Annotated in this window: 21 protein-coding genes; 6 read left to right on the top strand and 15 right to left on the bottom strand. The window is 43.0% G+C overall.

What is annotated here, in order from left to right:
* Window positions 1-17: 17 nt before the first annotated feature.
* From Q0788_RS03165 to Q0788_RS03175, 3 genes are all read right to left on the bottom strand, one after another.
* Window positions 18-1,046, bottom strand: a complete 1,029-nt coding sequence (locus Q0788_RS03165; RefSeq protein ID WP_298807795.1) for a methionine synthase — start codon at window positions 1,044-1,046, stop codon at window positions 18-20.
* A gap of 54 nt (window positions 1,047-1,100) precedes the next feature.
* Window positions 1,101-2,138 carry a DUF1852 domain-containing protein gene (locus Q0788_RS03170; RefSeq protein WP_298807796.1) on the bottom strand — a complete coding sequence of 346 codons (1,038 nt, stop codon included), beginning with the start codon at window positions 2,136-2,138 and terminating at the stop codon, window positions 1,101-1,103.
* 309 nt (window positions 2,139-2,447) lie between these two features.
* On the bottom strand, window positions 2,448-3,335 hold the full coding sequence (locus tag Q0788_RS03175) for an SDR family NAD(P)-dependent oxidoreductase (RefSeq protein WP_057759469.1): 888 nt from the start codon (window positions 3,333-3,335) through the stop codon (window positions 2,448-2,450).
* 210 nt (window positions 3,336-3,545) lie between these two features.
* Between Q0788_RS03175 and Q0788_RS03180 the strand changes: the two genes are divergently transcribed.
* Entirely contained in the window at window positions 3,546-3,947 is a 402-nt protein-coding gene (locus Q0788_RS03180) for a DUF1622 domain-containing protein (RefSeq protein ID WP_298807801.1), read from the top strand.
* 79 nt (window positions 3,948-4,026) lie between these two features.
* Here Q0788_RS03180 and dusB read toward each other — a convergent pair whose 3' ends face one another.
* The 4 genes from dusB to Q0788_RS03200 form a co-directional block, all read right to left on the bottom strand.
* Window positions 4,027-5,058, bottom strand: a complete 1,032-nt coding sequence (gene dusB, locus Q0788_RS03185) for a tRNA dihydrouridine synthase DusB (RefSeq protein WP_298807803.1) — start codon at window positions 5,056-5,058, stop codon at window positions 4,027-4,029.
* Window positions 5,059-5,178: 120 nt separating this feature from the next.
* Window positions 5,179-7,224, bottom strand: a complete 2,046-nt coding sequence (locus Q0788_RS03190) for a BCCT family transporter (RefSeq protein WP_298807804.1) — start codon at window positions 7,222-7,224, stop codon at window positions 5,179-5,181.
* Between the two features lie 312 nt (window positions 7,225-7,536).
* Entirely contained in the window at window positions 7,537-7,977 is a 441-nt protein-coding gene (locus Q0788_RS03195) for an HIT family protein (protein ID WP_298807805.1), read from the bottom strand.
* A 157-nt stretch (window positions 7,978-8,134) separates the two neighbouring features.
* The gene (locus tag Q0788_RS03200) at window positions 8,135-8,977 is read right to left on the bottom strand and encodes a hypothetical protein (RefSeq protein WP_298807807.1); all 843 of its coding nucleotides are present in this window, start codon (window positions 8,975-8,977) and stop codon (window positions 8,135-8,137) included.
* A 357-nt stretch (window positions 8,978-9,334) separates the two neighbouring features.
* Between Q0788_RS03200 and Q0788_RS03205 the strand changes: the two genes are divergently transcribed.
* From Q0788_RS03205 to Q0788_RS03215, 3 genes are all read left to right on the top strand, one after another.
* Window positions 9,335-10,156, top strand: a complete 822-nt coding sequence (locus Q0788_RS03205) for a hypothetical protein (protein ID WP_298807809.1) — start codon at window positions 9,335-9,337, stop codon at window positions 10,154-10,156.
* Window positions 10,157-10,362: 206 nt separating this feature from the next.
* Window positions 10,363-12,249 (top strand): dihydroxy-acid dehydratase, encoded by a 1,887-nt coding sequence (gene ilvD / locus Q0788_RS03210; protein ID WP_298807810.1) that lies wholly within the window; start codon window positions 10,363-10,365, stop codon window positions 12,247-12,249.
* Between the two features lie 250 nt (window positions 12,250-12,499).
* Window positions 12,500-13,747, top strand: coding sequence for a cation:proton antiporter (locus Q0788_RS03215; RefSeq protein WP_057759457.1), 1,248 nt, complete (start codon window positions 12,500-12,502; stop codon window positions 13,745-13,747).
* 55 nt (window positions 13,748-13,802) lie between these two features.
* Here Q0788_RS03215 and Q0788_RS03220 read toward each other — a convergent pair whose 3' ends face one another.
* The 4 genes from Q0788_RS03220 to Q0788_RS03235 form a co-directional block, all read right to left on the bottom strand.
* On the bottom strand, window positions 13,803-15,227 hold the full coding sequence (locus Q0788_RS03220; RefSeq protein WP_298807811.1) for a serine hydrolase: 1,425 nt from the start codon (window positions 15,225-15,227) through the stop codon (window positions 13,803-13,805).
* 219 nt (window positions 15,228-15,446) lie between these two features.
* Entirely contained in the window at window positions 15,447-16,004 is a 558-nt protein-coding gene (locus Q0788_RS03225; RefSeq protein ID WP_298807812.1) for a sulfur transferase domain-containing protein, read from the bottom strand.
* Between the two features lie 73 nt (window positions 16,005-16,077).
* Window positions 16,078-16,992 carry a MaoC/PaaZ C-terminal domain-containing protein gene (locus Q0788_RS03230; RefSeq protein WP_298807813.1) on the bottom strand — a complete coding sequence of 305 codons (915 nt, stop codon included), beginning with the start codon at window positions 16,990-16,992 and terminating at the stop codon, window positions 16,078-16,080.
* A 324-nt stretch (window positions 16,993-17,316) separates the two neighbouring features.
* Window positions 17,317-18,717 (bottom strand): 3-oxoacyl-ACP reductase, encoded by a 1,401-nt coding sequence (locus tag Q0788_RS03235; RefSeq protein WP_201566771.1) that lies wholly within the window; start codon window positions 18,715-18,717, stop codon window positions 17,317-17,319.
* A gap of 549 nt (window positions 18,718-19,266) precedes the next feature.
* On the opposite strand from Q0788_RS03235, the gene Q0788_RS03240 reads away from it, so the two are divergent.
* Together Q0788_RS03240 and ppk2 are read left to right on the top strand one after the other, a co-directional pair.
* Entirely contained in the window at window positions 19,267-20,781 is a 1,515-nt protein-coding gene (locus Q0788_RS03240) for an acetyl-CoA C-acetyltransferase (protein ID WP_298807814.1), read from the top strand.
* Between the two features lie 186 nt (window positions 20,782-20,967).
* A complete protein-coding gene (ppk2, locus tag Q0788_RS03245; RefSeq protein WP_298807815.1) occupies window positions 20,968-22,047 on the top strand; it encodes a polyphosphate kinase 2 in 1,080 nt (359 codons plus the stop codon).
* 176 nt (window positions 22,048-22,223) lie between these two features.
* On the opposite strand, the gene Q0788_RS03250 is transcribed toward ppk2, so the two are convergent.
* From Q0788_RS03250 to lpxK, 4 genes are all read right to left on the bottom strand, one after another.
* Window positions 22,224-22,571, bottom strand: a complete 348-nt coding sequence (locus tag Q0788_RS03250) for a PilZ domain-containing protein (RefSeq protein ID WP_057759448.1) — start codon at window positions 22,569-22,571, stop codon at window positions 22,224-22,226.
* 111 nt (window positions 22,572-22,682) lie between these two features.
* Entirely contained in the window at window positions 22,683-23,813 is a 1,131-nt protein-coding gene (locus Q0788_RS03255; RefSeq protein WP_298807816.1) for a DNA polymerase III subunit delta', read from the bottom strand.
* A gap of 104 nt (window positions 23,814-23,917) precedes the next feature.
* Window positions 23,918-24,730: a 3-deoxy-manno-octulosonate cytidylyltransferase gene (kdsB, locus tag Q0788_RS03260; RefSeq protein ID WP_298807817.1), complete on the bottom strand. Its 813-nt coding sequence runs from the start codon at window positions 24,728-24,730 to the stop codon at window positions 23,918-23,920.
* Between the two features lie 49 nt (window positions 24,731-24,779).
* Window positions 24,780-25,910, bottom strand: a complete 1,131-nt coding sequence (lpxK, locus tag Q0788_RS03265) for a tetraacyldisaccharide 4'-kinase (RefSeq protein WP_298807819.1) — start codon at window positions 25,908-25,910, stop codon at window positions 24,780-24,782.
* Between the last annotated feature and the right edge of the window lie 8 nt (window positions 25,911-25,918).

The following is a 25,918-nucleotide window of genomic DNA, read 5'->3' on the forward strand; positions in this document are numbered from 1 at the left end:
TCCTAAACGGCTAAACTCTAAGCAGTCAGTTCTTGACGAACGATTTGAGCACCAGCGCTTAAGGCTGCGAGCTTACCACGTGCGACTTGGCGAGACAAAGGTGCCATGCCGCAGTTGGTCGCAGGATACAGCTTGTCAGCATCAACGAATTGTAGCGCTTTGCGTAGCGTATCTGCCACCTCTTCTGGTGTCTCGATAGTGTTGGTTGCCACATCAATGGCACCGACCATCACCTTTTTACCACGAATCAATTCAATCAGATCCATAGGTACACGTGAGTTTTGACACTCCAGTGAGATAATATCTATTTTAGACTGTTGCAGTTTGGGGAACGCTTTTTCGTATTCGCGCCACTCTGAGCCCAGTGTCTTTTTCCAATCGGTATTGGCTTTGATGCCATAGCCGTAACAAATATGCACAGCTGTCTCACATTTTAGGCCTTCAATGGCGCGCTCTAAAGTTGCAATACCCCAGTCGTTCACATCATCAAAGAACACGTTAAATGCTGGCTCATCAAACTGGATAATATCAACGCCAACCGCCTCTAATTCTTTTGCTTCTTGGTTCAGGATTTTAGCAAATTCCCAAGCCAATTTTTCACGGCTTTTATAATGACTGTCATATAACGTATCAATCATCGTCATCGGCCCTGGCAGCGCCCATTTAATTGGCTGATCGGTTTGCTGACGTAAAAACTTGGCATCATCAACAAACACGGACTTTGGGCGGCTCACCGCACCAACGACTGAGGGCACGCTCGCATCATAGCGATTGCGGATTTTGACCGTTTCACGCTTCTCAAAGTCAACACCATCAAGGTGCTCGATGAATGTAGTCACAAAATGCTGACGGGTCTGCTCGCCATCACTGACAATATCAATCCCTGCATGCTGCTGCTCTTGCAATGATACACGTAGCGCATCTTGCTTGGCTTCAAGCAACTGCTCGCCCTCTAGCGCCCAAGGTGACCAAATTTTCTCTGGTTCTGCTAGCCAAGAAGGTTTTGGTAAGCTGCCAGCGGTAGACGTCGGTAATAGTAGTTTCATACGATTTATCTTCTGATTAATTTGTTTTTTATTATGTTGATGAGTAATGCTCAGTTAAGCGGCTTGCTTCCTAGCCGTTTCTTTTTCAGCAGCTTCTTTTTGAGCAGTATCGCCTGTTACATCATAGCTTGCAGCCCATTCCTCAAGGATTGTTTGATACGGCTTAATAAAATGCGTCTCAGTAAATCTGCCTTGGGTCACTGCCATCTGACTGCGTTCGGCACGGTCATAGACCACTTGAGTTAATGAATAGTCTTGGTAATTCAGGCTAGGTTGATACACTTGACCAGCGCTTGAATTGGCATTGTAAATCTCAGGACGATAGATCTTCTGAAAGGTCTCCATAGTACTGATTGCACTAATCAGCTCAAGATCGGTGTAATCACTGAGCAAGTCCCCTGCAAAATAAAAGGCTAACGGCGCGGCGCTACCTTCAGGCTTAAAATAACGTACCGTTAAGCCCATTTTATGAAAGTAATCGTCAGTCAACGAGTATTCATCTTGCTTGTATTCAATGCCCAATACAGGGTGCTGATTGACAGTACGGTAGTAAGTCTTGCTGGTTGACACGCTCAGGCAAATCACTGGTTTTTTGTGAAAATGAGCGTTATAAGCCTCTGAATTCAATAAGTATTGAAACAGTTTGCCGTGCAACTCACCAAAATTATCTGGCGTTATGGATGCTAGGTTTTTGTCGCGATGCTCTGGTAACACAATACTAAAGTCATAATCACGCACGTAAGATGAGAAACTGTTGCCAACCATACCGTCGATACGCTTGTTTTCTTTATGATCCACAATCGTTGTTTTTAGCGTTTCGATAATAGGAAACGTCTGACCATTGCCTTTAACATCTAGATCGACAGAGATGATATCAACTTCAACAGAATAACGATCTGCTGTCAGATTGTCCCAATGTGCCAATGCATTGAATCGGTTATTGATCATGGTTAACGTTTTGCGTAAGTTCTCTTCGCGGTGCTCGCCGCGTGCCAAATTTGCAAAGTTAGTCGTCAAACGCGTGCTATCTGCAGGCTGATAGTTTTCGTCAAAACGAATGTGCTTAATTGAACAATTGAATTCTTTACTCATGGTGATCCGCTACCTTATTTATCTGAGATAAAACCAAATCTGTGTATGAGGTGAATCATACCGAAATCTAAACATGAATAAAAACGATACAATTTAAACATAAGATGAATTTTATTCATCTTATTGAAACTTAGAGATATAAAGAAAATTTAACAGCGGAAGTTTTGAGTATTTATTCATCGCATAATTAAGCCTTTAATATACTGGCGGCGAAGAAGGCTTTTATACTGCTTAAGAGTATTTGAGGCATAAAAAAAGGATACCGTAGTATCCTTTTTATTCAAATTCGAGCCTGATAACACATCGATTCTAGTGATGCTCACCAGGAAGAATTTTGGCAAAGGCACGCTGAGCAAGGTTAGGCTTGCTATCAGTCGTTTGTGCGGCGGTCGAACTTGGGAAAATGCGATAACCAATGGACTGGACGCCAACGTTAAAGGCTGGTACCAGTGAATAAGTCGCCGATGCAAATTTACCCATATTACTAGCGATGCTATTTGGCTTATGAACGATGGCTTTTGCGACCATCATCGCTGCTTCGTCAGGCATCAGTGCTGGCATATAACGATATAGCTTGGTTGGCGCAATCATCGGGGTACGCACAAGTGGCATAAAGATATTGGTCACTTTGATATTATCGCCTTTGACTTCAGCAGCCAAACAGCGACTAAATGCGTCTAAGGCAGCTTTTGACGCGACATATGCTGAAAAACGAGGGCTGTTTGCCAATACTCCAATTGATGAGATATTCACGATTTGACCAGTTTGGCGACCAATCATCGTTGGCAAGAAACCAAGAATGATTTTGACCGCGCCAAAATAATTAATCTCCATGGTACGTTCAAAATCATGAAAACGGTTGACCGACTCATGCACTGAACGGCGAATCGAACGACCCGCATTGTTGACTAGTACATCGACATGCTTAAAGTCAGCCAAAATCTTTTCACTGGTTTTTTCAATCTCATCCATATTGGTCAGATCGCATGGATAGTAACTAGCCGCGCCGCCAAGTGTTTCAATATTTTCTTTGACCATTTTTAGCTTATCTTCAGTACGGGCCAGCAAAATAACATGCGCGCCGCATTCACTGAGCAAAAAAGCCGTACGCTCGCCGATACCACTTGAAGCGCCTGTGATGATAATATTCTTGCCTTTGACGGCTTTGGTGATTGCTTTTTTCGAGAGATTGGCCATAAAAAGTCCTTTTCGTTTATTCTATAGTTATTGGTATTCGGTTATAGCATAGCAAAAAATGTCGTATGGAGTGAACAAAACCATAGTGGGCGTTAGCTAACGGGACTTTTACAAATTTCGTCGACATAAATATTTATAAATATATTTTTAGCTTGTTGTTAACTACTAAGTGCTAAGCTTTTTTCTGATCAATTATGAGGGGTACCTGCTTTGATAGACACACTAACTCACTATATCGACTTAATTGCCAAAATGATCGAAGTCATTGGCGTCCTCATTATGTTTTTTGGGCTATTTCTTGCTTTGTATAGAGCTTTTCGAGCGTCTGGTCATTTCAATAATGATACTTATGTTGAAATCAGACAGACCGTAGGTAAGTCTATACTGTTGGGGTTAGAGGTGCTAATCGCCGCTGATATTGTGGCTACTGTCGTCACCGAGCCATCGCTACGCAGCGTACTGGTGCTAGGTTTTATCGTACTGATTCGAACCTTTTTAAGCTTATCGTTACAGGTTGAATTAGAAGGACGATTCCCTTGGCAAAATAGAAAACCTGCGCCTGATAAACAGCCTGATACTGACAATCATACTGTGCCAATTGATAAAGCATAGCTGATATATAAAAGCGCCATCAAAAAACGATGCATAGACATGGTTAGCACTGATTTATAAAACAATATTTAAGCGATTACTACTCGTGCGCCTGCAAAAAAGTCTCGACCACTTTGAATTGCCCAGCGGTGCTTTCTTCACCATACATCGCCTGTCTAAAGGCGTTAGAGTTTGGAATACCTGTCGTATACCATGCAATATGTTTGCGAGCGATACGGCAGCCTGAGTACTCCCCGTAGAAATCATAAAGCTCTTGCAAATGGGCCAGTACGATCTGTTTTATCTCACTCACGCTTGGTGCCTCTAGGCGCTCGCCAGTACGCAAAAAGTGCTCAATATCGCGAAATATCCACGGCTGCCCTTGTGCAGCACGCCCAATCATCACCGCATCACAGCCTGTCATCTCATAGACGTGTTGGGCTTTTTGTGCACTATCGATATCACCATTCGCAATGACAGGAATACTGATACTTTCTTTGACTTCGCGTATTAGCTCATAGCGCGCATTGCCTGTATACATGTCTTCACGCGTACGTCCATGAATAGCAATCGCTGCAATACCTGCCTGCTCAGCACGCTTGGCGACTCGTAAGATGTTTTCACGACCGTTTTCAAAACCTAGACGTGTCTTTAGTGTGACAGGTGCATTCACAGCATTGACCGTGGCATCTAGCAATCGCGCGACCAAATCTTCGTCTTGCAACAATGCAGAGCCTGCCAGCTTACGACAGACCTTTTTCGCCGGACAACCCATATTGATATCAATAATCTGTGCACCATTATCAATCTGATATCGTGCCGCTTCAGCCAGTTTATCCGGTTCAGCACCTGCTATCTGCGCCGAAATAGGCGCAATCTCATTGTCAAAATTGGCACGATACAAGGATTTTTTGCGCGCATAGAGTGCCGTATCAGCGATGATCATCTCGCTGACCGCATGACCTGCGCCAAATGACTTACACAATCGGCGGAAAGGATTGTCCGTCACGCCTGCCATCGGTGCGACCATCAAACGGTTTTCAATCGTCAGGCCACCGATATTCAATGGCTGTAACAATGGATGGTCAGACAAAGTCGAGGAAGAAGGTAAAATGGGAGAATGAATAGACATAAAAAACGGCTTGATTTGTAAAGAAAACAAGCCGTTATTCTAAGGATTCCTGCGTTTATTGCAAGCGATTAACGTGAATAGCTTGCATAAGCATTGGTCGTTTTTAATACATCCCATGCATTATTTATCAAGCACACTGCCCTGCTCTAGTGTGATGTCATCATCATGCTCCTGCATGCGCCACGGCAGGCTATCAGGCGACACATTGAGGAAATGTAAATACTTCTCAAACTGATCGATGATGTCATTAATCACTGATTCAGATTTGTAGCCGTATAAGTCATAGGTCTGACCACCACGGCGTAGATACACCTCAGCGCGATGATGATGCTCTTGTGGCAAGGTATCCGCACTGTCTTCAGTATAATAATCAGGCGCATCATGCTCAGATAAGCGCACCTCATACCAAAATTCAACATCGTCACCGCGCTGTAGCTCTAATACGGCTCGGTTATTAACCGCGTCATAGTTGACCTCAGTCGTCCAACCAGTTTCTGCAAATTTAGACGACACCTCCATCATCGAAGGCATAACCACTTCTTTGATATAACTTAAGACCTTTTCACGCGTTGGCTTATCGGTCATATAGTCAATACGCTCGCGCCATGCAGACGGTTTGAGTAGATGCGGCGGCAGTCTGTTGTCATTACCGAGGCTCTGATTACGATGTCCTTCGATACGAAGCGCACGCCACATACCAAACATTGAAATAAGAATAATAATCGCAAATGGTAACGCACTAACGATAGCCGCTGTTTGTAGGGCTTCTAAACCACCTGCAAGTAGCAATACTGCTGCGACAGCACCTTCAGTCACTACCCAAAAGCTACGCTGCCACCATGGTGTATCACTGCGACCACCTGCCGCTAGCGAGTCGATTACCAATGAGCCAGAATCCGATGACGTCACAAAAAAGGTAATAATCAATAAAATGGTCAATGACGACACAAATTCAGTAAACGGTAGATTCTCTAACAGTTTAAACAAAGCAATCGCTTGGTTGTTTTGTACTTCACTGATTAACGAGGTATAACCATCGACCATGATCATGTGTAGCGCGGTATCGCCAAACACCGAAAACCAAAAGAATGTAAAGAAGGTCGGTACCAACATCACACCCAACACGAACTCACGAATAGTACGACCACGGCTAATCTTGGCGATAAACAGACCTACAAAAGGTGCCCATGCAATCGTCCATGCAAAAATAAATAAAGTCCAGCTGCCGATCCAATTGCTATTTTCGTATGCCTGCAAGCTAAAGGTACGCTCGACAATATTACCCAAATAACTACCCGTATTTTCCATAAAGGCGTTCAAGATAAAAATGGTCGGACCAACAACAAATACGAACAGCATCAACGCAGTTGCCAGTAGCATATTTAAAATAGATAAGCGTTTTACACCCTTATCCATCCCTGCCAATACCGATACCAGTGCCGCGGCTGTCACCAAGGCAATGGCAATCACCTGTACGGTCGTATTCACTGGAATAATATCTGGCAATAGATAATTAAGTCCCGCATTGATTTGCGACACCGATAAGCCAAGACTGGTCGCAATACCAAACATCGTACCTAATATCGCAAACACATCAACCGTATGACCGATAGGGCCATGAATCCTGTCACCAATAATCGGGTACAGCGTCGAGCGTATTGATAATGGTAAACCATGACGAAACGCAAAATACGCTAGTGATAAACCAACGACACCATAAATCGCCCAAATATGAAAACCCCAATGAAAATACGCAATTTGCATCGCTTCTTTTGCCGCGGCGATAGTTTTCGGATCCGACATTGGCGGACTAGAAAAGTGCATTACTGGTTCCGCCACCCCATAAAACAGTAGCGCAATCCCGTAACCTGCCGAAAACAGCATGGCAAACCATTCAAGGAATCCGTACTCCGCCTCAGCATGATCAGGACCTAGCTTGATACTGCCATAAGACGAAAACGCCAGTACAATAATGAACATCAAAAACAGTGCCACTGCCAGCATATAAAACCAGCCGAATGTCTCAGTCGTAAAACTAAGCACATCACTAAACAGAGCACCCGCTGCTTCAGGGTTAATAGCCGTACCAATGACCAATAGCAGCATAATAATTGCTGCAGGTACAAAGACTGGTAATAAAATAGTCGAACGAGGTAATTTACTCATGAAAGATAATATCCTCAAAAGTTGGCGATGCCTTTTTATGAAAAATTCTAAGTAAGGCAAAGATTAGAAAATGTGTGTGAATGGTTATAATAATTATCACACTCTTTTCCAAAACCCTAGACAAGCGTTCAACTCGTAACATGACTTTAACGAATGTTACATGACTATTACCAAGAAAATAAAAAAGGCAGCTTGTTAGCTGCCTTTTGATTGTATATGTATTCTATTTTAATAGTTTCTAACCTATAAATGCTCGCTAATTCGTAAATACTAATACTTTTTATACCTAAACAGAAGCACTCTGTTTCCTGACTAGGCATCAATCACTGCCGCCAACTTCTGCGCAATATCTGCCAAATCATTGTTGTCGGCTTGGGTCACTGCATGACCTCCCAACTCATGGATACTTGATGGAATGAGATGCACATGATAATGAAAGACTGTTTGACCTGCTTGTGAGCCATTCAACTGCATTTGGATAACGCCTTCACGTTCAAACACTTGACGCTGGGCTTGCATGACCTTTTTAGAGGTCATTAATACCGCAGCGGCATACTCTGGCTCAAGATCTGCCAAATCTACCGCTTTTTGCTTCGGGATCACCAATACATGACCTTCTGCTTGCGGCATGATATCCATAAAGGCGAGCGTTTTATCATCTTCATATACTTTATGGTATGGAATATCACCATCTAACATTTTGGCAAAAATATTATTGTCGTCATAAGTAGTCTGTTGATTCAATTCAGTCATTATTTCTTCCTTTAAGAATTTTATTATTAGTTAATTAATAGCTTAATAGCTATCCAAAATAGATAAAAGCGTCTGTCATATAGTGGACGAAATATGACTTTAGTACAAGTCAGCAATGTGAGTTCAAAGCGAACGAACCCCTAATAACTGAACTTTTTTACACACTTAAAAAAATATTTTTCCAAAAAACAAACCAGCCATAAAAAAATCGGATACCAAAAACGATAAACAGATATAAACCGTTGATATATAAATTCTCGAACCATGCTTCTTGATCTATCAAGCCCAACGTAAACCAAGTGGTATTGGTCAAGAACCCCCACATACCAATCGCCATAAAAAATGCGAAAATAAGCGACCAAGCACAACTACGTAAAAAAGACATGACGCTGTGAATATTTCTAGGATTAATCTGCTGCATTCCCAGCCATTTCAGCGGCTTCCACAATACGATCGACAATGCCGCTAAGATAGGAACAAACATCATCACTCGGATAAAGTGGTAAAACATTGCGGCATCACCAAATGGAGAAGCCAAAAACGCCCATTCATCTCCAAAATACTCTTTCAATACTGTGTCATTGTGACCATCATCGAACCATAAATTAAAAATCTGTCTGTCTTCGCTAATTGGAGGCATCGATAGGTTATTATGTACCCAACCAATGCAAGCATTGACCCATTCAGGCTGCCACACTAGGCTCAGATCCCTTATCCAGCAGCGGGTATACAATATATCGAAGAGTATGAATGCAAATAAAAATGCCAGTGATAGCGTTTCTAATCGGTTAGGGGGCAACTTGCCATTGCTAGTAATCTGCTTATGTACCTGCTCTCTTTGTTCAACATCTTCTATGCTGCCTAATGTTTCATACACTTTAGCAGTGGCTTGAAACAATTGGCCATGACGCCCTTTTATCAAAAAATACCAAAATTTGGGGATGCTTAATGCGACACATAGGATTAAAAACCATACCGTATTAAATGCTAAATTCTGCATATCGTTGAATACTGGTATACGTATACCAATAGAAAACAAACCAACGAAAAATCAAAATAAGCAGATGAGTAAGTAGTAGAAGAGGTACTCTTCATAGAGACGATATGATGTTATCCATTCTTGGATAGATTCGTTATCGGAGAACTTTTTCATTAATTCCTTTGCTTATATTTCCATCCAAATTATCGACTATATTTTAGATTATTTTAATAGACAAAATACGATTAATTTATAATAAGTCATTCAACTAAAGACATTATCTTATACGTATAAACTACCATCTCATCCCACTAATTTATTGGCGAGTCATGCCCTTAAAATGTTATATTAACCCTCTATTTTAATAACGCTATGTTTATGGATTTGCCTACTTTGCCGACCAATACATCAGACAACTCAGATAGCCTAGATAACGGCGACCCGTCTTCAACACTCAATGACAATGCCCAAACGTCTGGATCAAATTTCTCTGTGCCTGATAGTACTGGCTTAGAGCAACTTAGTACTGAGCCTGACAATAGTACTCAAACTATCGATCCAAGCGCTATCATATTAGCAGAAGCATTGACTGATAAAGCCATCAGCTGGCAGATACACAATTGTAAAATTATAAAGAAGACTGTCACGCAAGATTTGCCACTGCCTTTTTTGTATCATTATGACAGTTTAGATGATGCGATCAAACAAACGCACCCGCTCACTCCTGAGCTACTGCTTCAGTTCAATACACCCATGTCGGCTCACGAAGCTGCCAAGTTAATTGGTATTGACGAGGAACTGCTGACCAGTCCTTGGCATGTAAAAATTATCGGCTCGTTGGTAGTCTTTAGTGAGGCATTGCAGTTGGCCGTACGATTACACTGGACCAATACGGGTAAAGAGACGCAGCAGGTATATACCAAGGATGCCGCCGACGCTATTATTGCCGCTTTTAAAGACTGGCAGTTTTTTGGTCGTGTAGACGTCCTCTATAAAAATAATAAGCAAATATTAGTTAGTATTGACGAGCTAACCCCCAATACGCAAGCACTACCTGCCGAATCACTGTTAACGATTGAAGCTAGTGGCGATTATCAACAGCTACTGGCTACTCATGCGCTTGCAGCCATTGTGAAATTAGAAGCAGACAAAGCTGATCTTCCTTGGTTTGATAAAGCCATATTAGAACGTATTGAATAGCTATTTTGAATAACTGTTTTTTCGCTCATCGCTTGTGATTATTAATTCACTGTTATTAGCATATTGTTATTAGTTATTCATATCTAATGGTATGGTAACGAATTAGTATTATTCACTAGTACTCACTCTCTATAAAAAGCACACTATCCCTATTAAAACTGAGGGTGCACATTTTAACAACCCCGCCTATTTGTAAGGAATATCACATGGATTATCGCTCAAAAACCTCTACCGGCGGTCGTAATATGGCAGGCGCGCGCGCATTATGGCGTGCAACCGGCATGACTGACGGCGACTTTGGCAAGCCAATCATTGCGATTGCTAACTCTTTTACCCAGTTTGTACCCGGCCATGTGCATCTAAAAGACCTTGGACAGCTGGTCGCCCGGGAGATTGAGCAAGCAGGCGGCGTTGCAAAAGAATTCAATACCATTGCGGTTGATGATGGTATTGCAATGGGCCATAGCGGTATGTTGTACTCGCTACCAAGCCGTGATTTGATCGCTGATTCTGTCGAATATATGGTCAATGCCCACTGTGCAGATGCGCTAGTTTGTATTTCTAACTGTGACAAAATCACTCCGGGTATGTTGATGGCCGCCATGCGTCTTAACATTCCAGTGGTGTTTATCTCAGGTGGCCCAATGGAAGCGGGCAAAATCTTAGCCAGTACCGTTGGTAAGAGCCATAATACCGATAGTAGTGACAGCAGTGCCGTTCGCAAACTTGACCTAGTCGATGCGATGATGGACGCGGCTGATGATAGTATCAGTGATGAAGATGTCGCCGCTATCGAAGCTTCAGCCTGCCCTACTTGTGGTTCGTGCTCTGGTATGTTTACAGCCAACTCGATGAACTGTTTGACCGAAGCTTTAGGCTTAGCCTTACCAGGTAACGGCTCACTGCTAGCTACTCACTCATTGCGCCGCGAGCTATTCTTAGAAGCGGGTCGTACAATCGTGTCGCTTGCTAAGCGTCGCTATGAGCAAGATGATGACTCTGTACTACCACGCTCTATCGCTACCAAAGCCGCCTTCGAAAATGCCATGAGTCTAGACATCGCTATGGGTGGTTCTACCAATACCATCTTGCATTTACTTGCTGCTGCCAATGAGGCAGAGATCGACTTTAAGATGGCTGATATTGACCGTTTGAGTCGCGGTGTGCCTTGCCTTGCAAAAGTAGCACCTGCTTCACAGAAATACCATATGGAAGACGTGCATCGTGCTGGTGGTGTCTTTGCATTACTTGCTGAACTTGATCGTGCTGAGTTACTAAAGACTGACGTGCCAACTATCCATAGCGCAACGATGAAAGAAGCGATTGATAAGTGGGACATCATGAACCCTGACAACCATGAAGCTCGCGCACGCTTCCTTGCAGCACCTGGTGGCGTACGTACCACAGAAGCATTCTCACAATCAAAAGAGTGGTCAAACCTCGACGTCAACCGTGAGTCAGGCTGTATCCGTAGTGCCAAACACGCCTACTCTACAGATGGCGGCTTAGCCGTACTATATGGCAATATCGCTGAGCGCGGCTGTGTGGTCAAAACCGCAGGCGTCGACGAAAGCATCTTAACCTTTACTGGTCGCGCGCGTCTATTTGAATCACAAGATGATGCAGTTGCTGCGGTACTGGCTGATCAAATCGTTGCAGGCGATGTGGTCATCATTCGCTACGAAGGCCCTAAAGGTGGCCCTGGTATGCAAGAGATGCTGTACCCAACGACTTATCTGAAGTCAAAAGGATTGGGTAAAGAATGCGCCTTACTGACAGATGGTCGCTTCTCTGGTGGTACATCAGGTCTATCAATTGGCCATGCTAGCCCAGAAGCTGCTGAAGGCGGGGCGATTGGTTTGGTTGAAGAAGGCGATAGTATTCATATCGATATCCCAAACCGTACCATCAACATGAACGTGAGTGATGCAGACTTAGCCGCTCGCCGAGAAGCCATGGAAGCGCGTGGACGTGATGCATGGAAACCTGTCAACCGTGACCGTCATGTCTCGCCAGCGTTACGTGCTTATGCTGCTATGACCACCAGTGCTGATACTGGTGCCGTACGTGACGTGAGCCAAGTGGAGCGCTAGTCTGTAAACTATTGATGATACAGACATACTGATAAAAATATATTAAGCCTGCGCAATGCAGGCTTTTTTTTCACCAAAAAACAACGTAGCTGTCGTTTTGATAACTATTTTTTGCGATAATTATTTTATTTTGACGTCATGATAAAGGGTATCAGTGACTGACTATCAACTATTGCTGTGAATTGTCATCAATATCTAGAATTACCCTCATAAAATCGACCCTTAAAACATAACGACGTGCGTAAACCTTATGATTGAAAAATATAACTTATTCTTATTAATCTGCGGGATTGCCTTTTTACTCGGGGCCTTGTTTCCTGTTATTTTTAAGCGCACCTCTATCTCATTACCGATGCTCCAAGTCAGCTTCGGTCTGATGATGGGCTACTGGTGGACGTCTTTATCCTTTTTAGACCCACTTGATAACGGTTTACTCATCGAAAAATTGACTGAGATTGTTGTATTGGTCTCATTGGTTGGTGCTGGTATTAAAATCGATACAGAGTTGTCTTGGCGATTGTGGCGACCAACAGTAAGACTGCTACTCATTACCATGCCTATTGGTATTTTTGCGATGGCAGTCTTGGGGTATTACGCGTTTGGTCTGAGCCTTGGTGCAGCTATTTTATTAGGTGCAGTGTTAGCGCCTACTGATCCAGTGTTAGCTTCGAGCATTCAGGTGGGACCTCCCAATACAGGAGGAGAAGACACTCCGCGTTTTACTTTAACGTCAGAGGCAGGGTTGAACGATGGTTTGGCTTTTCCGTTTGTGTACCTAGCGATTAAGATTGCAGAAGCGTTTAGTGAAGGCAAAGCCTTTACTTACGAGATGCTATGGTCGTGGTTCACTCATGACGTTTTGTGGAAGATTGGCGCAGGCGTAGTGGTAGGTGTATTGGTTGGTAAAATATTGGCCAAAGTCGTGTTTTCTAAACATACCCGTGAGACTACCATCTCGCAAGGTTATGTGGTTATTGCATTGACGCTATTAGCCTATGGTCTTGCAGAGTATGTACACAGTTATGGTTTTATCGCTGTATTCGTGGCCGCATTTGCGTTTCGTCGCTCGGAGTGTGAGCATACTTATCATCAAAAACTACATGATTTCGCTGAGCAATCAGAAGGCTTACTAATGTCATTAGTGCTGGTTATCTTCGGCATGTTCCTCGGTCAAGGGTTACAGGCAGGTGTTGAGCTGACATGGCGCGTCTATATCGTCAGCTTTACCTTCCTATTACTTATACGTCCGATTGGTGGATTTATTGCTTTATCAGGATTGAACCTACCTCATACCGAGAAATACGCGATATCAGCTTTGGGTATTCGCGGTATCGGTACTTTGTATTATCTGTCCTATGCGCTCAATCAAGGTTTCTTCGCGGATGAAGATGCGCTTAAATTGTGGATTGTTTGTTCGATTGTTATTTTGACTTCTATCTTTATCCATGGTCTCAGTGCATCAAGATTGCTCAAAATGACACCAAACAAGCAGCATTAACATTAATGCTGCTTGTATTTGAAACAGAATCAATTCGCGATTGAAGTTGGCATTATTAAAGTATCTCTTCTACCCAGCTCAAGACAGCTTCTGTCAATGCAAACTGACGAACGTCATTGAGCATGGTGGTATCAAAATTATGTATAAAAGCAAATGACAATTGGCGTTCAGGGTCGCACCAAGCAACCGAACCGTTATATCCCATATGCCCAAATCCTGATAATGCAGGACTCATTCCCTTATCCGTATCATCGTTGTTAGCATACAAGCTAAATAATCTATGGTAGCCCAATCGCCATTTCATAGCTGCTGGCATAACCGCGTCTAAACCCTCAACCTGCGGCGTAGATAATTGCTTAAAAGTAGTACCATCAATCAGCGTTTTTCCTTGCCATACACCGCCATTAGCAAGCATTGCGTAAATCGTTGCCAGTGCTTTAGCGGAAGCGACACCATTTGCCGCTGGAATGACCGCCTGTAATGTTTGACGCTTATGATAATCAAGGGCATGTTTGCCAGTAGGTATCAGCGCCGCCTTATAGTTTTTTAGATTGAGCTGACTAGTATTGAAATATAAACTATTAATACGCGCCGTATTTAATACAGGTTGTACGTTATCAATATCAGAGCTATCTAGATTTTCATCAAGGCTATTTTGCGTCTCAGCTGTACGTTTGTCATTTAGCATTTTCTGTTGCCAGTAATGATAACTAGGTAAGCTTGCATAAGTACGTAAAGTCTCTTGAGAGTCTACTTTTAAGGTTGGTTTTTGGCGTCTCGATTTTAATTGAGAGCTTATATCTTCTGTTTCTTCAAAATCTTTAGCCAATTTTGCCACCTGATCTACTTTGCTATCTGGCACACCAAAATAGCAGCTGTCGGCAATACCCAGAGGTTCTGTTAAGTACTGGCTCAGTGCTTCGGCTAGCGACAAATGAGTAACCGCCTCTACTACGCCGCCCAATACCCAGCCATAGATCAATGCACTATAAGCGCTATCATATTTGGTAGCATCTTCGGGAGAGGTAATGGGCATCACCGCAATGTGGCGCAGCATCGTATTCCAATCGAGTACTGTCTCGCTGTCGACATCAATACTTTGAATCGAAAACAAATCGGCTTGATGTGACATGACTTGTCGCAACGTAATTTGGTCTTTGCCGTTTGCAGCAAATTCTGGCCAGTAATGGGCAATAGGTTTGTCATATTCAAGCAGTTGCTGCGAAACCAGCACATGAACCAACGTTGCCAATACCCCTTTACCGGTAGAGAAATTAATGGCCAACGTATCGGTCTGCCACGGTATATCGGGACGCGCCATACCTGTACTGGCTTGCGCAATGCATTGACCTGCCTGATACACGGCCACAGCCCCGCCAGCAGGTGCATCATCAAGCTGTAAATCTGTCAGTAATTGCTGTAATCTTTTTTGAAAGTCAGCGTTTATGGGTGTATTAGAATTCTCTGTATTATGATCCATTATTATTACCTTGCTCCAGTGATATAAATTATTCTACTTTTAAGATGATAGTAATACACAAGCTATATAAAATATTCGAACCAGTATAAATGAATTATGAGCCAATAAAAAAGGCCACCTATTGGTCGCCTTTTTTATTATTTGTTTCAATGATATTTTTAAAGTTTACTAACGTCTAAACGTCTAAGACAGCACTAATATTCAATGCCACAAATCTAGTTAACGCGGTACTAGCAAACGATTATGAACTTCTTGTTCAAGCTTAGTCAAACCATGACTGCGACCACGTTCCATCGCTGTATCCATCTTACGTCCACGCAACCATCCTGCCCGCAGCGCAATTGCGGCTCCTACTCTATTACCCGACCCACAGTGCATAGCGACTTTTTTGCCATGATGTTGGCGCAATACATTATCAAACGCCAATATCTTAAGCTGCTTTAGCTCTTTAGCACCGCTGATAGGCAGTTGTTCGTAGTGCATACCTGCTTGCTCAACTGCTGATGCCTCATCAAAGCTCAACTCGTCATCAGGCTGCAAGTTGATGACCAGCTCGACGCCCGCTTTCGCTAAAGCCGCAACTTTTTCCTCGTCTAATGCACCGCACACGATAGTGTTTGCATCTGGACGAAAATAAGGCTCAAAGATATCGGACAAATCAATGCCATTATCGGCACTAATATGAATGTTAGCGCCGCTATCGTTAGCAGCAACCGTATCGGTTGCTATCGAGCTATCTGTTTGATCTACGTCTATCGCGTTTTCTTCTGAAGACATGTTTTGTGAAGTCATAATAATAAATATGTACGTTAAATATGGCTGTTAAAATAAAAGCTTTATGATACTTATATTACTTGCTGTCGCTCTTTAGGGTTACAACACCCGCCAAATGCGGTTTATTGTTTTTAGAGCTATACAATCCAAACTCACAAGTATCATCTACGTTTGTAAGCTTAGCTACTGGCTCAGCAATCAGCTCTACTTCAGCTGGCAAAAATATAGGCAGCTTAAATGAGACGTCAATTGTGTAAGCATCAGGCAAGTCACCCATTAAAGCAAGGCACTTAGCCTTTGACCACATACCGTGCGCAATCGCTTTAGGAAAACCAAACGCGCGTGCTGATAGTGGATGCAAATGAATCAAGTTAAAATCGCCTGAGACAAAAGCATAACGACGACCGATATCTTCTGGCACTTCAAAAATGCTATGAACACCTGCTTCGTTTACTTCAGGCTTGACCATTACCGGACGCGGTGTGCTCTTTTTATCTTTACTACTAGGTTTTTTGCTACGTGATAAATAAGTCGATGTACCTTCCCAGATGACTTCATCTTCTGACTTTACAATAGTCACAAAGTCAAACTGCTGACCTTGAGCATGATCGCGTAGGTTATCAAAAGTAACCGACATTGCTACCGTTTCACGCTCTCCAATCGGACGATACTGAGTGACGCTATTATCAACGTGAACAAGACCTAACATGGCAAATGGGAATGGCTCTTTGACCATCATGTTCATCTGCAGCGTCTGCGACAATACCGAGAAATAGGTCGCTGGCACTTTACCATCATCAGCAAAACCGCAAATTTTGCGATAGTCATCTAGGTTTTCTTGATCGATATGCAAGTCATCTACATAGTAAGTAGATTGTGGCAACTGGTCTCTACTGACCTTGCCGCCATTACCGATAGGCAATAAGCTTTTGACAATATTGGCGTAAGTGGTGTGCGCTTTTGGCAACGCATCATAATGTTTGTCTGACATAAGTACATCCTAAGTGTGGCTTGAACAAGTTCTTTAACGTATATAAAGACAATCTGCAGTCATTGACTAAAGCCTACTATTAAATCATCTAATAAGCATTAAATTTAATCAACCTCATGAGTATCTTTAATAGCAAAAAATAGTTTGGCTATTGGTTCTTGTGTTTTTATCATAAAAAAGCCACCCTTGGGCAGCTTTATTACACTTTATCAGAGATTATTTCGTAAGCATATGTGATACAAACGAGAAATAATAGGCCATATGATACAACTACTGTCTCTATCTGTACCTTATTTCTCACATATACTCATCAATTAATCAACATTATGCACCAAGTAAGCTTTGACCACAGACGCGAACCGTGTTGCCATTTAGACCGCCAGACGCAGGTGAAGCAAACCATGCAATAGTCTCAGCCACATCTACTGGCAAGCCGCCTTGGCTCATTGAGTTCATGCGGCGACCAGCTTCACGAATAGCAAATGGAATGGCTTCTGTCATTTGGGTTTCGATGAAACCAGGAGCGACTGCATTGATCGTCATGCCTTTAGCATTGTCTTCTAATTGCTTAGCAGTTGCGTTAACCAAACCAATCACACCGGCTTTAGAAGTGGCATAGTTGGTCTGACCCATGTTGCCAGCAATACCTGAAATTGACGACACACATACGATACGTGCGTTTTCTTTCAGTACGTCATTGTCCAACAAGTAGCGATTCAATCTAGCGATACTGCCCAAGTTGATATCAATGACCATGTTCCATTTTTTCTCATCCATTTTAGCCAACGTCTTATCACGAGTCACGCCAGCATTATGGATGATTGAATCTAGACCACCACGTTTTTGGGCAGCGTCAGCGATTTCTGCACCAGCGTCTTCACTAGTGATATCTACCGTCAAAGCAGAACCACTGATTTCGCTAGCAACTTTTTGTAGGTCAGCTTGCTGCTGCGGTACATCTAGGCAGATAACATGCGCCCCTTCACGAGCCAATACACGAGCGATAGCTTCGCCAATACCGCGACTTGCGCCAGTCACTAGCATAGTTTTGCCGCCCAAAGGCTGGTTCCAATCAACATCAACTGAGCTGCCTTTACTGACACGTACTACTTGTCCTGATACATAAGCTGAACGAGCTGAAGTAAAAAAGCGTAAGGTTGAATCTAGGTTTTGCTCTGCGCCTTCTTCAACATAAATCAGCTGCGCTGTGATACCGCGTTTAAACTCTTTGCCCACTGACTTCACAAAACCCTCAAGCGAGCGTTGAGCCATTGCAGATTCAATATCAGTGATATTCTCTGGCGTACGACCCACCACGACCACACGACCTGATTTTTCTACGCGGCGTGCAACTGTATGGAAAAACTCATAAAGCTCTTTTAGCTGTTCAGCATTGCTGATATTACTGGCATCAAAAAGCAGTACTTTGAATTGATCATCGCTGCCCGTGTTGGCTTTTGCCTCTACGCCTGCATCAGCAAGTGCGTCTTTGATATCATCACTGCTGTTTACATATACTTCGGCATGGACGTCTGACAGGATACGGGCAACAGACTCACTGACACTCTTGTCATCACCAGTAGCACGGCCAACCAATACACTACCACGCACCAAACGCTCACCGCTTTCGAAACGATCAAGCGTCGTTGGCATCGGCAAACCTAAGTTTTTTGCTACTTTTTTGCCAATAGAAGATTGAACAAAATCACCATAACGGTCTGACATAATATAATCCTTATAATTAATGATTCGTATAATAATAAAAAATGCAATGAATCTATTATATAGAGACATTGACATCGTAATTATTTAAATTTAGTAAATCGCCTCAAAACTAGCCTAACTATACACTTCCCTTATAAACAAGTCCAAAAACAGATAATGTCTACAACAATCTGTAAACAAGTCAGTATACAAGCCAGTCGTTTTTAGCAGCGTTAAGCGCCACTATAACATGTTAAAATCTGACCTATAGGTTATGGCATACTTAATTATTGATAACAATATATTATCAAACATACTGTTATGCAATGCTAATATTTCTTACTAGCCAGTCTATTAGAGCGATGCGTCATGGTCATGAATCTACTACCGACCTCATACAAGCGTCACATAGTTTGCTAAAGAGATACATTAAGTGAATAAAAAATGCCTCATGATAAACAGCTGTATTGCGTAATAAATGATAATATTTGCTTGTATAAAACAACTTAACTATTTTTTCTTGTTACCTATCACTTTTTACTTCTACCCATACTTTTTAAGGATAATATTATGAGTAATAAAAACAATCATCCAGATAGCCCTGTTGTTGAAAGTACTGTTGTTAAAGCAACGGATACAAAATCAGATACAGCAAAAAAAGAAACCGCTGCAAAAAACACCACGACTAAAGACGCTAGCGCTAAAGAAACTGCTAGCAAAAAAGCGGTCGATGAAAAAGTAGAAACCGCTGCTGCCAAAAAACCTGCTCCAGCTAAAAAAGCCAGCGCAACCAAACCAGCTTCAAACCTAAACCGTGTTGCGATCTTAGGTGGTAACCGTATTCCATTCGCGCGCTCAAATGGATCATACGCTGACGTTAGCAACACAGATATGCTAACCGCTGCATTGGACGGTTTGGTTGAGCGTTATAACCTACAAGGCGAAACAGTAGGTGAAGTGGTATCTGGCGCAGTCATGAAACTTAGCCGTGATATCAACCTTACTCGTGAAGCCACATTAAATACCGCGCTAAACCCACATACGCCAACTTATGATATCTCACAAGCTTGTGGTACTGGCTTACAAGCGACCTTTGCCTCAGCTAACAAGATTGCACTTGGTCTGATCGATTCGGCAATTACTGGCGGTGTAGATACTACTTCTGATGCTCCTATCGCTGTCGGCGACGGCTTGCGTAAAGTACTAATCAAACTTGGTGCAGCAAAAGACAACAAGCAACGTCTAAAAGCTTTAATGGGTCTAAATCCAAAAGACTTAATCGATTCACCGCAAAACGGTGAGCCACGTACTGGCCTATCAATGGGCGATCATCAGGCGATTACCACGCTTGAGTGGAATATCAGCCGTGAAGCGCAGGATGAGCTTGCATTTAACAGCCATCAAAACCTAGCACGCGCTTATGACGAAGGTTTCTTTGACGACTTGATCACGCCGTACAAAGGCCTGACTCGTGATAACAACTTGCGTCCAGATACTACATTAGAAAAACTGGGTAAATTAAAGCCAGTATTTGGTAGAAAAAATGCCAACCCAACAATGACGGCTGCCAACTCTACGCCGCTTACTGACGGTGCTTCTTGTGTACTACTAGGTACTGATGAGTGGGCAAAAGAGCACGGTCTAAAACCACTTGCTTACATCGTCCATCAAGAAACCGCAGCAGTAGACTTTATTGGTAAATCTGGTACGACAGAAGGCTTACTAATGGCACCAGCTTATGCGGTACCACGTATGCTTGAGCGCGCTGGTCTGACCTTACAAGACTTTGACTTTTATGAGATTCATGAAGCCTTTGCCTCACAAGTACTATCAACCTTAGCTGCTTGGGAAGATGAGAAATTCTGTGAAGAGCGCTTAGGCTTAGATGCACCACTAGGTTCTATTGATCGTAGCAAACTAAACGTAAATGGTTCATCACTAGCCGCAGGTCATCCATTTGCGGCAACTGGTGGTCGTATTTTAGCTACTGCTGCTAAATTATTGGATCAAAAAGGTTCAGGCCGTGCACTTATTTCTATTTGCGCAGCAGGTGGTCAAGGCGTGACTTGTATCCTAGAAAAATAAGCTTGGTCACTTTTAAGTGGAAAAGATACGCTGACTTATTATTTTAATCAGTACATATCTATCAATAAAAAAATGCCCTTTAATTTATTTAAAGGGCATTTTTTATTGTCTGTACTTTGCTATGATAGAAACGACCTAGATAGTAGCCTCTTAAAAAAGCCGATACGCAAAACAAAGGTAATATTTATGGGTAAGACAAAAATTTTATTAAGAAAAATGAGGCAAGTCATTTTTGGCTCTGAAAAACTGGTGATGACAGAACCGCTTGCAACCGCTGATTTTCGATCTCTAACGACTGAGGAGGATGTAGATCGGTACAATCAGGAACAAGCCATTCTTACTGAACGCATCGAAAAAGACATTCTTGATGATGATTTACGTCGAAAAATGCACCAAGACTTAATTGATACATATGATGAAGAACTAGAAAATGAAATAGATGACTATGCACGTGACTTTCGTTTTAACGGACGTGAGATGAGCGAGCAAGAAAAACTGGATCGACGCACCTACTTTCAAGAGTTGGTACGACTACAGCGAGAACTGATAAAACTACAAGATTGGGTAGTTGATCGCGGTGAGCGTATCGTCGTTATTTTTGAAGGGCGGGATTCTGCTGGTAAAGGTGGCGCCATTAAACGCATTACCCAACGATTAAACCCACGCGTTTGCAGGGTAGCTGCCTTGCCAGCTCCCACTGAGCGCGAGCAAACGCAGTGGTACTTCCAACGTTACGTGGCTCACTTACCTGCAGCAGGCGAAATCGTATTGTTTGACCGTAGTTGGTACAACCGCGGAGGCGTTGAGCGTGTCATGGGGTTTTGTACTGACGCGCAATATGAAGAATTTTTTCAATCAGTACCAGAGTTTGAGCGTATGCTCGTACGCTCAGGCATTCGCTTAGTAAAATACTGGTTTTCTATCACTGATGATGAGCAACATGCACGATTTATGAGCCGAATATATGATCCGCTCAAGCAGTGGAAACTCTCACCAATGGACCTACAGTCGCGCCGACGCTGGGAAGATTACACCAAAGCAAAAGAAACCATGTTTGAGCGCACTCATATCCCTGAAGCACCCTGGTGGGTTGTCGAAGGCAATAATAAAAAACGTGCTAGGCTGAACTGTATTGCCCATTTGCTCGACCAAATCCCTTACAAAGAAGTGCCTCGTGACGAAATTGAGTTACCCAATCGCAAACGCGATGATGAGTACTACCGCGAACCTATTCCCGATGATATGTATGTGCCGCCTCGTTATTAAGCGACTAGCGCCTACTACTATAAAAATTTAAAGAAACTTGATCTAAAAAAGCAGCCTTACTAAATAATAAGGCTGCTTTTTTTATATTTATAAGTTAAAAACCACAGCCGAACTTATTAAAGATACAGGTGTGATTTCTAGATGTTACCTAGTTATTACCTAGTTATTAATAGATACTACATAGTATAAGTCGATTGCAAGCTATCGATTTTTCCTGCTAGTAGGCGCTCAACTTCATTCTTGATTCTTTGGCCAGAGACATCACTACCAATTTGTACAGCAAACCCTGCAGGTCGACTGCCTTGACTCTTAGAGTTAATCCAAACCACCTTACCATTCATTGGTAGACGTTCACTAGAGTTGGGTAGCGTGATAGCGATAAACACTTCATCACCCAATTGCTGAGCTTTGTCAGACGGTACAAACAAAGCGCCATTACTGACAAATGACAAATAGCTGGCATATAACATTTCGATACTTTCATAATGACAGGTTAAAATCCCGCCACGTCCTGGCATTGCCATAGTCAGCTTCCTTCATCAACTGGGTTTAGTATGTTTATATAAATAATTGATAGTATATAGTTAAGAACAATCACAAATTTTAGAACACAAATTAAATGCTAAAGCATAGCTCTATAAGCTTGCCAATTCTTGCATTAGCTTATCATAGGCAAATTTTTCTTGCACATTTTGTTGCAGTGCGATTTTGGTCTGCTGCACGCTGTTGGCAAATGCTTCTAACCCGCTATCAGTAGGCTGATAAGTAGCCAATACTGTTGATAGATTGACATCCTTTTGTAGTTCACTCAGGCCTAAACAGACACGGCGTATATCAAGGAGCATCAGCTCAGACAGCTGTATAAACTCTTTAATATTGAGCTGACCTTGCCAATAATCACTTGCCGCCACGCCACTGCGTTTACCACTACGTAGCGCCTGCCATGTGGTCAACCATAGGCTACGCTTGCTATACCATGGTGCTTGTGCCAAAGCTATAGCAGCTAACGGCGCACCATTGGCTAGTTGTATCAACTGCTCAATCGCAGCGGTACCCACGGCTTCGCGGTTAATCGTGTGACCTAACGCCTGCGTCACGTAATCGACAGCAACAGTCGACTCAATTGTCTGTAATGCCAACTGTTGAACACGACTCTTAATCGTTGGCAATAGCTGAGCAGGCGTATCACTAATCAAAAACAGATGCACCTGCGCTTGTGGCTCTTCCAATGTCTTAAGCAGCGCATTGGCAGCAGCCACCGTCATTTTTTCAGCGTGATCTAATACACAGATACGCATCCCTTGCCCACCCTGATAAATAAAAGGCTGCAAAGCACGAATATCATCTACTTTGATCTTAAGTGCGCTATTGCTGGTAGCTTTAGCGCCTTTTTTATCTTTTGTGCTACTTGATTTTTCTTGAAGCGCATCGCTCTCGGCACTGATAGGCATACTAACGAGTGGTAATACTTGTAGGCTCGGATGAGTTCCCGACTTGAGCCACTGACAACTCTCACATACTTCGCAAGCACCTAATGGGTGTGCGCCACGCTCACGGCATAATAGCCAAGCGACCAATCGCCATACAAAGGCGCGTTTACCCATACCTTGCATACCAGCAGCGAGCAATGCATGCGGCAAAGACTGCTGCTTAAGTACGCGCTCGGTCAACTGTAACCACAGTACTTTTTGCCATGGCAGTAGTGGCGCAAAATACATACGGTCTGTGTTATCTAGTGCGTCCATATTTCCTGTCAAATTATTCATGGTTATGGCTCTATCACATTGATTAGGTACTTTAGGTATAGCCACGACAACGATACTTTAGCGTTGTATAAAACTTAGAATCGCACGCAACTTTGCTCAGACTATTACTTATTAGGGTTGTGAAAGTTATCTAAGCTCATCACGTTTAGACGGTCTAAATCTTCTTGTGTATCCACACCAGCTGGTAACTGACAGGCAGCTTCTGCGATAGCGATATGCTGTCCATTTTCTAAAACACGTAATTGCTCTAAGCTTTCGAGTATCTCAAGTGGCGTTTGTGGCCAGTTTACGAACTGCTGTAATAGACTGACACGATAAGCGTATAAACCCAAATGGCGATAGGCGTTCTTTGGTGGCTGCATCTGATTATTATCAGCTAATACAACGTCACGATCACAAGGAATTGGTGCGCGGCTAAAATAGAGCGCACGCTGTAAGTTATTAGCAAATTGACTGACCACTTTTACTACCGATGGTCGCTGGAACGTATCATAGTCATCGATAGGCTCACAGAGTGTGGCCATCACGCTATCCTCATCCGCTACCAAAAGCGCCTGTACTTGCTCCAAAAGCAATGGCGGTACAAGGGGTTCATCGCCTTGCATGTTCACCACAATATCATGCTCAGCCCAACCTTTGATAGCTGCTACCTCTGCCAAGCGATCCGTCCCTGAAGCATGCTCACTACTGGTCATAACCACATCAAAACCTGCATCGGTGCAAACTTTTGCAATTTGCTCATCATCAGTCGCTATACACATGTCATCAGCAAAACTTGCTGTCTGCGCTTTTTCTGCTACCCAAAGTATCATCGGCTTACCATGAATAGTTAGCAATGGCTTACCAGGTAGCCGTGTACTTTTAAAACGTGCAGGAATCACGATATGGGTTTTAGCGGGCGTGGTGGCGAACGACATGGCGTATTCCTATAAAAGTGGTACGGAGATTTAAAATATTAGCTGATATTTACAATGAGGCTGACGTGTTCATATCATGGTCGATACGAACCCCTAGCGCCTTTAGTTGCTCATCTAGATTATGATAACTATTCTCTGATAATACAGCCGTCACTGGTAACACCCATAGTCTACTGACAAGATTTGTATACTCATCATTGAGTGCTTGTGTCGCTGTATAGTCTGCCAATAATGCGCTGATTTTTACCGCATCTTTACTGGTTACGATGATAGGATAATCACCATATTGTAAAAGCTCAGCCAAACTAAAATCATAGTGATCAGGGTAAGGATGCCCCATGACCTCAAAGCCAATAGATTCTAAGGTATCAAAAAACCGCTGTGGATAGCCGATACCACTAACAGCATGAACACGACTATTCTTAGTAGATTTAATACTATTTAGTTGTGCTGCGCTCGATGTAGGATTCCATAAGTGTTGCAACTCATCAGCTTGCAGATGCATGGTCAAACGGTCAGTAGGCTGTATCTTATTACCACTTCTAGAAGTCCGAGTTAAATCTGTACTTGGTTTTTCATGATAGATAACATTTGCACCCTCTAATCGTGACATCGGCTCACGCAAAAAACCCGTTGGTAATAGCTGCTTGTTGCCAAACCCACGGGCGGCATCTACCACAATCCATTCGATATCACGCTGTAGTGCATAATGCTGCAAACCATCATCTGCAATAATCAATTGTAAATTAGGCTCTGCCTTTAACAGAGTAGCAATCGCTTGCTGACGATTGGGGCACACTGCCATAGCAGCGCCTGTCATATGAGCAATCAAGCACGGCTCATCCCCGACTACATGGGGTAAACTGGTAGCACTAACCAATGCAGGCATTTGACTCGTATCACCGCCATACCCGCGACTGATTACCCCTACTTTTACGCCTTTTTTTTGTAAGTAGCTGACCAGAGCAATAATTAGCGGCGTCTTACCACTACCGCCCACACTGATATTACCAATGACCATCACGGGAATAGGTGCTCGATAGCTTGATAATAGGCCGGCCTTATAAGCTTGACGACGCAATAAGGTGATGAAACCGTACAACCAGCTGATAGGCAGCAACAACCACAACCAAACAGCTTGACGTTGCCATGCGCGGGTGACTGTCGTCTCAATACTCATTAATCAAT

Source organism: uncultured Psychrobacter sp. (genome assembly GCF_947500265.1).
Lineage (GTDB): Bacteria > Pseudomonadota > Gammaproteobacteria > Pseudomonadales > Moraxellaceae > Psychrobacter.